The organism is Bacteroides sp. AM16-13 (assembly GCF_003602705.1).
GTDB classification, from domain to species: Bacteria; Bacteroidota; Bacteroidia; order Bacteroidales; family Bacteroidaceae; genus Bacteroides; species Bacteroides xylanisolvens.
Window position 1 is genome coordinate 1 of the sequence record NZ_QTLK01000040.1, and the last position, 13,699, is coordinate 13,699.

At 36.9% G+C, this 13,699-nt stretch carries 8 protein-coding genes; 7 read left to right on the forward strand and 1 reads right to left on the reverse strand.

From position 1 onward, the window contains the following. Positions 1-190: 190 nt before the first annotated feature. Positions 191-1,498 (reverse strand): glutamine-hydrolyzing GMP synthase, encoded by a 1,308-nt coding sequence (guaA, locus tag DW173_RS22345; RefSeq protein WP_117684970.1) that lies wholly within the window; start codon positions 1,496-1,498, stop codon positions 191-193. Positions 1,499-1,782: 284 nt separating this feature from the next. On the opposite strand from guaA, the gene DW173_RS22350 reads away from it, so the two are divergent. The 7 genes from DW173_RS22350 (at position 1,783) to DW173_RS22380 (ending at position 13,697) form a co-directional block, all read left to right on the forward strand. Then, positions 1,783-2,364, forward strand: coding sequence for an RNA polymerase sigma-70 factor (locus DW173_RS22350; protein ID WP_004314577.1), 582 nt, complete (start codon positions 1,783-1,785; stop codon positions 2,362-2,364). Positions 2,365-2,446: 82 nt separating this feature from the next. Further along, a complete protein-coding gene (locus DW173_RS22355; RefSeq protein ID WP_118220124.1) occupies positions 2,447-3,637 on the forward strand; it encodes a FecR family protein in 1,191 nt (396 codons plus the stop codon). A 24-nt stretch (positions 3,638-3,661) separates the two neighbouring features. Continuing rightward, positions 3,662-6,991: a SusC/RagA family TonB-linked outer membrane protein gene (locus tag DW173_RS22360; RefSeq protein WP_120145266.1), complete on the forward strand. Its 3,330-nt coding sequence runs from the start codon at positions 3,662-3,664 to the stop codon at positions 6,989-6,991. Between the two features lie 11 nt (positions 6,992-7,002). Beyond that, on the forward strand, positions 7,003-8,505 hold the full coding sequence (locus tag DW173_RS22365; protein ID WP_117684964.1) for a RagB/SusD family nutrient uptake outer membrane protein: 1,503 nt from the start codon (positions 7,003-7,005) through the stop codon (positions 8,503-8,505). An 11-nt stretch (positions 8,506-8,516) separates the two neighbouring features. Next, entirely contained in the window at positions 8,517-9,377 is an 861-nt protein-coding gene (locus DW173_RS22370) for a DUF4843 domain-containing protein (RefSeq protein ID WP_008649981.1), read from the forward strand. 21 nt (positions 9,378-9,398) lie between these two features. Further along, positions 9,399-11,078, forward strand: coding sequence for a PKD-like family lipoprotein (locus DW173_RS22375; RefSeq protein WP_008649980.1), 1,680 nt, complete (start codon positions 9,399-9,401; stop codon positions 11,076-11,078). 33 nt (positions 11,079-11,111) lie between these two features. Continuing rightward, positions 11,112-13,697, forward strand: coding sequence for a zinc-dependent metalloprotease (locus DW173_RS22380; protein WP_055236331.1), 2,586 nt, complete (start codon positions 11,112-11,114; stop codon positions 13,695-13,697). Positions 13,698-13,699: the final 2 nt, after the last annotated feature.

Here is a 13,699-nt window from a genome sequence, read left to right on the forward strand (position 1 = left end):
TGCATGAAGGGAATTGACTAAACTTAATCCCCCAAGAATTACAACTGAGCCTGGTTTACACCAACGCAAATCATATATCAATCAGATTAAACATCTGTCAAATTCAATGTGGCAAGGTTCAACATATTTAAAAAAATAGCCTCAACTTACAAAAAATTGAGGCTATCGAAATATCACTTAAAAAGTCTCTCTATTCCCATTCTATAGTCGCATTAGGTTTCGGAGACATATCATAACAAACGCGATTTACATTCTTCACTTCTTTCAGGATACGGTCTGTTATCTTCATCAGGATAGGCCATTCTATCGGTTCGATAGTAGCCGTCATAGCATCTACCGTGTTGACAGCGCGAATAATCACCGGCCAATCAAAAGAACGGGCATTATCACGTACACCAACAGATTTAAAATCGGGTACTACTGTAAAGTATTGCCATACCTTTTTATCCAATCCGGCAATCTGGAACTCTTCACGCAAAATAGCATCGGACTCACGTACAGCCTCCAAACGGTCACGCGTTATAGCACCTAAACAACGTACGCCCAAACCTGGACCAGGGAAAGGTTGACGGTAAACCATCTCATAAGGCAATCCCAACTCCAAGCCACAAGCACGAACTTCATCTTTAAATAATTGGCGCAACGGCTCCACAAGCTCGAACTTAAGGTCTTCAGGCAGCCCACCTACATTATGGTGAGACTTCACCATTTTAGCAGTTTTCGTTCCACTTTCCACAATATCCGGATAAATAGTCCCTTGCCCCAAGAAGTCAATACCATTCAGCTTACGTGCTTCTTCTTCGAACACACGAATAAACTCACCACCAATAATTTTACGTTTCTGTTCCGGATCTTCCACACCTGCCAGTTTATTCAAGAAACGATCGGTTACATCTACATAAATAAGATTTGCTTTCAACTGGTTGCTGAATACCTCAACCACATCTTCAGACTCTCCCTTACGCATCAAACCATGATTAACATGTACGCAAACCAGATTGTTACCAATTGCCTTCAGAAGTAAAGCTGCTACCACAGAGCTATCAACTCCACCCGACAGAGCCAACAATACTTTCTTATCGCCCACCTGACGCTTAATCAACTCTATCTGATCATTGACAAAGTTCTTCATGTTCCAGTTAGCTTCAGCTTTACAGACATCGAAAACAAATGATTTCACTGCCGCCTTTATAGCCTCAATATCATCCGCAAATTCTGCCAACTTCACTTCACAAGTTGCTTTATCGTGACCTGCAGCCATGACAGGAATCCCCAAAGTATAGATAGCCGGATTTACATCAATGGCAACGCCATCAATTACATTATTCGGTCCACCATTAATTATAATACCCTTTACATTGGGCAATGTTTTCAGTTCTTCCACTGTGATATCGTGAGGATAAATCTCACTATAAACTCCTAATGCACGGATGGCGCGAGCCAACACCGTATTCTCATGACTACCCAAGTCAAGGATAACAATCATATCCTGCTTCATCTGATTTTGGTTGTTTTTAAGTTATTGTATTGTTTATTATTCACTATCGTTTCCAAACGGTCTGCAAATATAAAGATTTTTAGAGAGACTATAATACATTGATTCTCTAAAGTTTCAGAACAGAGTCGCGTTTTTTTGCTGTTATATTATTCCAAAGAAAAAAATGAAGTTATACAGACAAGCAAAAATAAAAAAAGAAGCATTCACAAACACTATAGAGTTTGAAAGGCTTCTTTTATCCTAGATATTTTATACATTTGCTGCATAAAACATAATATTTCACCATGAACGAAGAGAAAAGTTCCTTTATAAAAGGTATAAATGAGCAACACCCAGCCGCTTATCATCAGCTTTATAATGAATATTATAAAGCATTGGTGTTGTATGCCATCAACTTTCTCTCTTCCCAACAAGCTGCCGAAGATATTGTACAGGATCTTTTTGCAACTATGTGGGAAAAGAAAATGAGATTCTTATCATTGCCTTCTTTCCGAACTTATCTTTATAATTCTATACGAAATGCCTCTCTTAATTATTTAAAACATCAGAATGTAGAATCTCTCTATCTTGAACGCTTGGCAAGCACTTATCGAGAAATCACAGAAGAAGAAGATACCAATGAAGAAGAAGTATACCGACTACTATTTCGTGCTATCGATAAATTGCCAACACGCTGCCGGGAAATATTCTTATTACATATGGATGGAAAAAAGAATGAAGAAATAGCTACTGCACTAGGAATTTCGATTGAAACAGTAAAAACACAAAAGAAAAGAGCTATACAATCTATCAAAGAACAGATGGGCACATGCTATTTTTTGCTCCCCTTATGTGACATTTTGTATAGTTCCAAGTTTTTTTCGTAACCAAAATAATCTTTTTTAGAAAGTTTGTACCTCTTTTTAATCTTCATGTTGTCTTATTAACAAATGATAAGACAATAAATATATGAAAATAAAATCTGGTACAGAAGAATTAATAGCCAAATATCTCTTCGGTGATATTACAGAGCACGAGAAAAAACAACTTGACAATTGGATCAAGACCTCTCCACAACACGAAGAGTTTTTCAATCGTTTACGAACAAGCGCATCATTTCGTAAGCGCTACGAGGCATATACACAGATTAACTCACATCAGGCATGGAAACATTTCAAAAAGAAATATTGCCAAGTATCAGTCACATCAATTCTCCTGAAATATGCAGCTATTTTAATATTACCTATAATAATAGCAGCAGGAGGATGGTACTTTTATATTGCTTCCGAAAAACAAATATCTGACAATCTAGCCTTAGGAGATGCCATACAGCCAGGAATTCCTAAAGCTACATTAATTTTAGCCGGGAATGACAAGCAATCGCTTACCCCAACATATCCAACACCAGTTAAAGTTAATCATTCCACAACTGCTATAGCTCAAAATGGTGCGCTCATCTATCCATCAACACCCAATATAAATATAGATATACCTCAAAAACAGCAGCCTGAAACAGTAGAAAAAAACACATTAACAACTGAACAAGGAAACGAATTCAGAGTAACCTTTGAAGATGGAACAACCGTACACCTCAATTATAATACAGAAATACGGTATCCTGTAAGGTTTAGTAAGTCTAAACGCATGGTTTATCTAAAAGGGGAAGCCTATTTTAAAATAGCCAAAGATGCTCGTCCTTTCTATGTTATCACTGACCAAGGAACAATCAAACAGTATGGTACAGAGTTTAATGTTAATACATTCAGCCCTGAACGAACAGAAGTCGCATTAGTGAAAGGGAGCATTAGTATTATTCCTCAAGGAAGTACACAAGAACAACTCATAGAGCCGGGCCAATTGGCACACATTGAACAGAAAGGTAACAATATATCTATATACAATGTAGACCTCACTCCCTACATAGCATGGAATGAAGGACGACTTATTTTCGAAAATCGTACTTTAGAAAATATTGTCGAAATTCTAGAACATTGGTATAATGTTAATATTTCCTTTGGCACTTCCGAGCTTAAACAACTGCGATTTACTGGTAATATGGATCGTTATGCCACAATCAGCCCGATATTAAAAGCAATAGCACGTACTACGAATTTACAAATAAAAATAGAAGGAAGAGAGATTTTAATCACAGACAATTAATTACTAATTAAACAAGAAGAAAGAATGAGAAAGACAAAAAGTAGAGAAAGAATCCGAATACTTTCTCTGGTAGTAGTATTATTACTATTACCCACAATGATGTTTGCCATTCCAGAAAGTGGCAAAAAAGTAACTTTAAATCTGGAATCTGTCACTGTCAAAGATTTTTTCGATGCTTTAAGACAACAAACCGGATTAAGCTTTGTCTACAATACAGAACAGACAAAGTCACTGAAACCCATCACTATCCATGTAAAAGATGAAACTGTGGATAACGTACTACGTACTGTTCTTAATGGTACAGGGCTTACTTATAGTATGGAAAGAGATATTGTTACCATCTCTAAAGTGGAACAACAAGGGGATAAACGTTCCGCAACCGGTATTGTATCAGATGAAGAAGGATACCCCCTGCCTGGTGTTAATGTTGTGATTAGTGATCTTCAACGATTTGCCATAACCGACAACAATGGTAAATATAATATAGAGATTCCAACTAATACCGCATGTACTATCACCTTTTCATATATCGGAATGTCTACTCAACAAGTGATGATTAATAGTGGTCGGAATGATGTACGAAAAAATATTACTCTAAAAAGTGATACTAAATTAGATGAGGTTATCGTTACTGGAATTTATACTCGTAAAGCGGAAAGTTTTACTGGAGCAGCAACTACTATTTCGAGCAAAGATCTGATGCGTGTCGGAAATCAGAATGTGTTCCAGAGCTTGAAAAATCTGGATCCTACAATATACATTGCAGATAATTTTGATATGGGCTCCAATCCCAATAGTGTTCCGGATATGTCAATGCGTGGAACTTCCAGTTTTCCAACGACAGAAAGCAGTTCTTTGCGCAGCAACTATCAAAATCAACCCAATCAACCTTTATTCATTCTTGATGGTTTTGAAACAACTGCTGAAACAATAATGGACATGGACATGAACCGAATTGAAAGCATTACAATTTTAAAAGACGCCTCAGCAAAAGCTCTCTACGGTTCTAAAGCAGCCAATGGTGTAATTGTTATTGAAACAAAACGTTTAACCGGAAATCAACAGCGTATTACGTATAATGGTAGTATTTCTTTGGAAATGCCGGATTTAACCAGTTATGACCTTTGTAATGCATTTGAAAAATTGGAAGCAGAACGTTTAGACGGAGTATATACAAGTAGTAACGCCAATACACAAATCCAATTAGATCAATTATATAATGGCCGACGAAAACTTGCATTAGAAGGATTAGATACATACTGGTTATCCAAGCCACTTCACACTGGCATAGGACATAAACATAACCTAAATATAGAATTAGGCGATTCCCAAAATTTACGTGCAATCTTAGACCTTACTTATAATCAGATTACTGGGGTTATGAAGGGATCTGACCGCCGCAATATATCGGGTGATATAAATTTATCATACAGACATAACAGACTATTACTAAAGAATATCCTATCAATCATATCTAACAAAAGTAATGAGTCCCCTTATGGAGAATTTAGCGAATATTCCAGAATGAATCCATATTGGCAAGCAACTGATGAAAATGGGAATATAGTTCAATGGGTAGAACAAATTGGCTCAACATCAACCAAAGTAGCTAACCCTATGTATAATTCTATTATCGGAACCAGCTTTACTTCCAGTTATTTACAATTCACCAATAATTTTTATGCAGAATGGCAAGTTGATAAAAACTGGAAAGCAACAGCACGTATAGGAGTCTCTGAAAAACGAAATGATATGGATGATTTCTATCCCGCCTCACATTCCATTTTTGCAAATGTTAATGATATACTTAAGCGTGGTAAGTATATTATGGAAAATGGTAAATCCAGTTCTATTTCCGGAGACTTGAATATAAACTATAATAATCAATTTGGTAAACATACTATCTTTGGAAATGCCGGTGCCTTTATCTCCGGAGAAAAATCATCAGCATATCGACACACGGCAGAAGGTTTCCCAAATAATCAGAAGGCAGATATTTCATTCGCAAAACAATATGCAGAAAACAGTACCCCTACTGGTTATTCCACAATTAACCGTGAAGCCAGCTTCCTATTAGCCGCTTCGTATGATTATGACAATCGTTATTTAGCCGATGCAACTGTTCGGGAAAGCGCATCTTCCTTATACGGTTCAGATAACCGTTGGGCCAATAGCTGGTCTTTTGGTATTGGATGGAACCTGCACAATGAAGCCATCTTGAAAGGTGTTGGATGGATTAAACAGTTAAAACTTCGAGCTTCGATTGGTTTGACTGGAAATCAAAACTTTGATACTAACGCAGCAATTGCTACATATAATTATTACACAGGCGTCGTATATGGAGGCTTAGCTGGCAAATTTACAGGAGCATATTTAGCATCCATGCCTAACTCCAAATTAAAATGGGAACAGAAAAAGGATCATAATATAGGAATTGATATGAGAGTTGCCGGATTATCCCTTTCTGTTGACTATTACTCAGCAGATACCAAGAATATGTTAACCGATGTAACAATCCCAACTTCTACAGGATTCGCAATAGTAAAAGATAATTTAGGATTGGTACGTAATTCTGGAGTTGAAGCTAAAGCTAATTATACAATATGGCAAGGAAAAGAAGGTTTTGTAAATGTATATGGAACATTTGCCTATAACCGAAATAAAATAATTCGTTTGTCAGAGAGTATGCGGGCTTACAATGAAAAAATGATGAAACAAGCAGAAGATAATAATACCTCTGCACCTGTATTAATGTATCAAGACGGATTATCTATGAAAACAATATGGGCAGTCCCTTCAGCCGGTATTGATCCGCAAACCGGACAAGAAATATACATTAAAAAAGATGGTACCTACACTTATACTTATTCAGCCAATGATATGGTCGCTGCTGGTAACTCCGATCCTAAGTATCGTGGTACAGGCGGTTTCACAGCCGAGTATAAAGGTATCGGATTAAGCGCTACTATAAGTTATCTTGCTGGTTGTCAAATGTATAATTCAACCCTCGTCAGTCGGGTGGAAAATGCAAATATTGCTTACAATGTGGATCGCCGATTGCTAATTGGTCGTTGGACTACTCCCGGACAAGTAACACCATACAAGAAATTTAATTCTGAAACAACCACACGTGCTACCACTCGCTTTGTACAGGATCGGCGTGAATTATCACTCTCTTCCATCAGTGCATATTATGAGTTTCCCAGTTCCATTTATAGGAAATTAAGTATGCAACGCCTGCGTTTATCATTCTATTTAAATGATATTGCAACGTTCTCTTCTATAAAAATAGAACGAGGTTTAACTTATCCTTTCGCAAGAAATATGTCGTTCTCATTAACAGCCACTCTCTAAATTTTATAAAGATGAAAAAATACATATTAATCCTATTAACGTCCGTAGTAACATTATCCTCTTGCAGCGACTGGTTCGATGTTACTTCAGGGTCTGAAATTCGAGAAAAAGATCATTATAGCACTCTAGCCGGATTCCAACAATCTTTAATAGGTTGTTATATTAGCATGACAGACAATGCCCTTTATGGTAAAGAATTATCCTGGTATGCAATTGAAATATTAGGTCATCAATTTAATCCTGTGACTTCCAATTCAAGTAATAGTAGAGAAATGCAAGAATATGAAAAATTCAATTACAACCACACACAAATATTCTCGGACATCGAAAATATCTGGGCTAAAGCATATTCTGTAATAGCCAATGCCAATGAAGCATTAACTAATATGGAAGGACAGGAGTCAAGTCTGAACGAAGTCTATTATCACGTTATCAAAGGAGAACTTCTTGCCATTCGTGCATATATGCATTTTGATCTGTTGCGCCTATATGGATATGGTGATTGGAAAAACCGTTCCACAGAACTAAATTCTAAAAAAACGATTCCATATGTAACAACTTTATCATCGATCCCAACTCCTCAACGCACAGGAAAGGAGACACTTCAAATGATTATCAACGATTTGGAAGCCGCAGAAAAATTATTAAAGGAATACGACCCGATCACAAAAAAACATCCGGCTTCTTATTACACAAGTATAGATGCAGATGGTTTCTTCAAAGATAGAACTTTACGACTCAATTATTATGCAGTCAAAGCATTGGAAGCACGTGTATATTTATGGGAAGGCAGTAAAGAAAGCATAGACAAAGCTTTAAATGCTACTGAAGAGATAATCACAGCTATCGGTGATAATGGAATTGTTATGGACGATATGTACACTTACTCCTACCTGTTACCAGAAATTTCTCAATCTAACCGTTCTCTAGCATCCGAAGCTTTATTTAGCCTAAATGTTTCAGACATTACGTCCAAAATTACCTCATATATAATACCCAACTTCGTCAACACAGACTATACAGCTATGTATATATCTCCAACAGATGTTGAAAATATATATGAAGGCATAAATTCAGATGTTCGTTTCACACGAATGTTAGATCAAACCCAAAGTGATTCCAGAGGATATGTCCCTATGAAAATTCATCAAGCAAGTTTAGACGAATTCAATAAGAACCGCTTGTCTCTAATACGCTTGCCTGAAATATTCTATATTGCTGCAGAATGCTATGCAACAAGTGCAACCCCAAATCTTGACATGGCATTACAAAGGCTAAATAAGATTCGCGAAAACAGAGGTATCAGCACCCCTCTTGAAAATCTAAATGCAGATCAAATCATAAAAGAAATACAAAAAGAATATCACAAAGAATTCATTTCCGAAGGTGTCATGTTCTATTACTATAAGCGAACAGGGTGTAAATCCATTCCTAATTATAGTGAAGAGATGACAGATACGCAATATTTATTGCCTTATCCTACCTTCGAAATACAATCCGGTCGTGTACAATAAACAATATTAATATGAAAAAAATAATTATAAAATCAGTCTTAGCGATAAGCTGTTTCTCTTTATGCCTCATTAGTTGCGGCAAGGAAGAAATACCATATTTTGACAGTCAATATAATGCTGTCAGATTCAATTCTACGAATGAGTACGATGCAGAAACCGACATATTTAAAGGGAATTATTCTTTTCTGGAGAATCCCTTTGATGAATATGGTGAATATGAATTGCCTTTAGTTTTGGTCGGAAATGTATCGACAGAAGACCGTACTGTGAATTATGTAATCAATGCGGAGGAAACCACTGCCCCCGAAAACAGTTATGAAATAACTGCTGCAGTGATTCCCGCAAATAGTTTAAAAGGAACAATAAAAATAAGGCTGTTTAATACTGATGAAATACAAAATGGAGCATCATATAAACTTTATATCCAGCTAAAGGAGTCATCAACTCTAGGGTTAGGACCTAAAGAATATATCACAGCAACGTTAAGTTGGAACAGCAATATCATTGCCCCTCCGGCAACTGAACGATATTTATGGATGACATATAATTCACTAATAAAATCATCTCTAGCTCCAACCTCTTCTTCTACAACGGCTTATAGTTCCAATGCTTTAAAAACAATTGTAACAGCTTTAGACTGGGATGATTGGGACGATATGACTGCGCATCCTGACCAACCACAGAGACCAACATATTTTACATATAAATATCTCGCCAATTATAGATTATTCGTAACAGACAAATCATATGAAGCTTATGCTGCAAAATTAGCGGATTATCTAAAAAAGTATCAGAAAGAACATCCCGATGCCCCCCTAGTTCATAACGAAGGTAATTTGAAAGGACAAATTATAGAAGCCAGAACATATTAATTTATATAATTCTATAAAATTATGAAGAAAAATAATATAACTCAATTAATAATATTACTGCTGCCTAATATTCTCTGGTTTACTTCTTGTTATGAGGATAAAAGTTCATTTGTAACAAACCTTATTCCAGAAGTACAAATTAGTATAAACGATAAAAATCAAGAAAATTCAATATACGTAGGTTATCAATCTCCTGTCGATATTGTACCATCTATTACCCAAGATGGTTTTGATGGTTCTAATTTGCGCTATGAATGGGCTGTAACGGAGGAACCCTCAACTAGCAATCCTGTTTATGAAATTATTGGTACAGAAAAAGACTTTCATGGTATTATAAATCGTCCTATATCAAATGGAGCCTATACGTTAAAATTGACTGTAACAGATGTAGCAAATGATAACTTACAATATATTTATTCTTGGGAATTATATGTACAAAGTAGCTTCCTAGACGGATTGTTAATCGCAGATAGTGAAAACGGAACAACAACAGATCTCACTTTGATTAACAATTCTCAAATAACAAATCAATATACAAAAGAAGAAAGAATATTTCGTCACATACTAGAAACTGCTAATGGAGCAGCATATGATGAATTATTGACTTCATTAACCTATGAGGTGATGGGGAACACAGCAATACTTGGTAGTTCTCACTTAAATCAGATTTGGGCTATTTCTTCCACAGGAAAAAGCATTCGTTTCAACTGTGAGGACTATTCAATAAACGGGACATGGGAAGATGAAAAAATATTTTTATATTGCCCCACCGATTTTCAAGTAAAATCTTATATTCGTTCTTCACAACTTTTCATCGCTTATACAAATAATGGACTATATTCATTCTTAAACGTAGCAGGTAACAAATTCTCTATGCCTAATTCTGTTTTTAATGGATTTGAAATCAATAACAATGTATATGCAGCAAATTCTTCATTTAGTATTGGGGACAACCATTTAGTATGGTTAGATAAACCCAAAGGTGCCTTTTATTCCTTAAATGGCACGAGTTATAACACATGTACTCCGTATATCTCAAATCCAGATTTCGATCCTAATGACATGGGAAGTCAAACAGCTATTGCCGCAACAAGTTCTCAAGATGGCTCATTGGCCACTTTCTTACTTAAAGACGATAATAGTGGAAATTATGCTATTTACACTTTAAGCCAATATAAAGCAGAAGAAGGACATTATGAAGATCCTGATAATTGGGAGGGATGGATTGTGACTTCACCAGAACAACCAGCAGCTGCAAAAAACAAATATATTATTCCAACGACAGGAAAAACCTTACTAGACAAAGCTGTATCTATTTTCTTCGGACATACAAATAATGTATTATATGTAGTAACAGATGCAGCTATATACTCATTTACTTACGGTATGGGAAATGAAGTATCTGTCTCCACCACCTCACAGTTTACCCCCAGTAACGGAGAAAAAATCACAAAAGCCAAGCTATATCAACAAGGACAATACACTAATCAAATTAATGTAATGACTGGTAATCCACCAACTATTGCCCCAAATGCATGGAATAACAAAGCCCTCATTATTGTGACCCAATCCGCAGAATTTAACGGAAAAGTCTCAATTGTTCCGATGAAACAGGCCGGTGCAGGAACCTTGGATATTTCTAAAGCCCTAATCTATGATGGTTTTGGTAAAATCCTGGATGTAACAACAACCGGATATTAATCTAATTTCATAAGAATACATTAAAGAACTGATATGAGAAAGAAAATCCTCTTACTTGCAGCAATGGTGGTAGCTTCGTCTACCACCATTGACGCACAGCGTAAATTTCCATTCTTCTGGAAAAAAAAGAAGGCAAAAACAGAACAAACAACTCCTGCTAAAAAAGAAAGTGAATATGACAAACTATTCAAGAAAAAGCATGAAATAGCCAAAGGACTGATTACTCTCCATCTGCTGGATGGAAAAGTATATTTTGAACTTCCTGTGAATTTAATCAATAAAGATATGCTTATTGGTTCCACTGTCACCAGTATCTCTGATAATGGCAATGCAGTAGTCGGTTCTAAACCGACCGATCTTCTTCACGTAGTATTCACACGCAATAAAACACATGTACAGTTACGTCAGGTAAACACTGACTATATTACCGGTAACACACAAATTGATGAAGCTTTACGCAAAAGTACACTGGGAGCAATTTTAAGCAACCAAAAGATTCAAGCATACAATAATGACTCTACTGCTATCGTTTTTGATATGAGCAGCGTCTTCCTGGGCGATAATAAGAAGATGAGTCCCTTCGACAAAAATTCTATTTATGGAATGTACAATCGTACAGAGAATTATCAATCCGACTGCTCGTACATTTCACAAATCAAGGCTTTCAAAGATAATGTTTCTATTAAAAGCTGTCTGTCATATACATTCTCTGTCAGCAATTCACAAGGAACATCACTCATAAAAGACCGTCCATTCACCGCAGAAATGACACGTTCCATCATGCTGTTAAAAGAAAAACCTTACCGTCCACGTATGGCAGATTACCGGATCGGTGTATTTTTTACCGGACGCGAACAACTAGGCGAAGGAGCTAAAACGACCGCACCCGTTTACTATGCCAATCGATGGGATATACAACCGTCCGATACCGCCGCCTACTTACGTGGAGAGAAAGTGAAACCCACTAAACAGATTGTCTTCTACATCGATAATACTTTCCCGGAAAAATGGAAACCATATCTGCGGGAAGGAGTCACCCAATGGAATGAATTATTTGAACAGATTGGGTTCAAAGATGTTGTAGCAGCCAAAGATTTCCCGACAGATGATCCTGAATTCGATCCCGACAATATCAAATATTCATGTGTCCGCTATGCTCCATCAAGCATTGAGAATGCTATGGGACCATCATGGGTAGACCCACGAAGCGGAGAAATCTTGAATGCCTCCGTATATTTATATCATAATGTTATCAAGCTTATCAGTAACTGGTTGTTCGTGCAAACAGCACAAGCCGATAAAGATGTACGCACAGCCAATATTCCGGATGAAATGGTTGGAGATGCATTGCGCTATGTACTTTCACATGAAATCGGGCACTGTTTAGGGTTTATGCATAACATGGGAGCTTCCTCCACCTTCCCGGTAGATTCTTTACGTTCACCGGAATTCACACAAAAGTATGGTACCACTCCTTCCATCATGGACTATGCCCGCTTCAACTATGTAGCACAACCTGGCGATAAAGAACGTGGCGTTAAATTGACTCCTCCCCGCTTTGGTGAATACGACAAATACCTCATTAAATGGACGTATACTCCGGTATTCAATGTTAATTCTGCAGAGGAAGAAGCAATTATAACAGGCAAATGGATCAGTGATGCCATTAAAGAGAATCCAGTGTACCGATATGGAAAACAACAAGTATATGGAGTTGTTGATCCCCGTTCACAAACGGAAGATATTGGTGACAACTCCATGAAAGCAACTCGATATGGCATCAAGAACCTTAAGTATATTATGAATAATCTGGAAAGTTGGATTTCTGAAGGTGACGATACATACGAATACCGTGAAGATTTATTTATTGGTATCGTAGAACAACTTGCAATGTATGTTACCCATGTAGCAGGCAATGTAGGCGGTTATTTTGTCAACGAAGTTAAGGAAGGAGACACAATGCCACGTTTTGCACAGATTCCGAAGGCACAACAAAAAGAAGCCCTGAATTACCTATTCGAGATTTATAACGATCTGGATTGGCTTGACAACAAAAACTTGTTAACTAAATTCCCGGTTTCCGGTTCCCCTAAACAAACTATTCAAAACTTCATGTTGAGATATATACTGCCTGTACCTTTCCAGGTATCACAATACGAAGGATTAGAAAAAGATTCATTTACTGCTGCCGAGGCTTTCAACATGATATACAATTTTGTATGGAAACCGACCATTTCCGGACGTACATTAACAGAATCCCAAATGAATCTCCAGAAACAATATATATACATGATGATGCAAACTGCCGGCTTCACAATCAAAGGAGCCGGGAAAGCATTGGCCGGAGAAAAGCTATTAGACATCAATCACCGCCAGTTCGGATATACTTGTTGCCAAGGACATGCCATCAAAGAGGGTGTCATGCACAACCCTGTAGCAGGTTTTGAATGGAAACCGTTGAATCGTTTTTCTATGACAGCCAAAGTTACCCAAGCAGATGTATACGCATATATAGCTAAAGCGAAACAACTGATGAAACAAAAGGCAGCCAGTGCATCAGGGAAGACGAAAGCTCACTATGAATTATTATTAAAGATGCTCGACATCAACTTAAAATAAGG

Excerpts from the sequence above, each read along its gene's own strand:
- guaA (WP_117684970.1), bottom strand. The coding sequence starts at position 1,498 with ATGAAGCAGGATATGATTGTTATCCTTGACTTGGGTAGTCATGAGAAT.
- DW173_RS22350 (WP_004314577.1), top strand. The coding sequence starts at position 1,783 with ATGAACGAAGAGAAAAGTTCCTTTATAAAAGGTATAAATGAGCAACAC.
- DW173_RS22355 (WP_118220124.1), top strand. The coding sequence starts at position 2,447 with ATGAAAATAAAATCTGGTACAGAAGAATTAATAGCCAAATATCTCTTC.
- DW173_RS22360 (WP_120145266.1), top strand. The coding sequence starts at position 3,662 with ATGAGAAAGACAAAAAGTAGAGAAAGAATCCGAATACTTTCTCTGGTA.
- DW173_RS22365 (WP_117684964.1), top strand. The coding sequence starts at position 7,003 with ATGAAAAAATACATATTAATCCTATTAACGTCCGTAGTAACATTATCC.
- DW173_RS22370 (WP_008649981.1), top strand. The coding sequence starts at position 8,517 with ATGAAAAAAATAATTATAAAATCAGTCTTAGCGATAAGCTGTTTCTCT.
- DW173_RS22375 (WP_008649980.1), top strand. The coding sequence starts at position 9,399 with ATGAAGAAAAATAATATAACTCAATTAATAATATTACTGCTGCCTAAT.
- DW173_RS22380 (WP_055236331.1), top strand. The coding sequence starts at position 11,112 with ATGAGAAAGAAAATCCTCTTACTTGCAGCAATGGTGGTAGCTTCGTCT.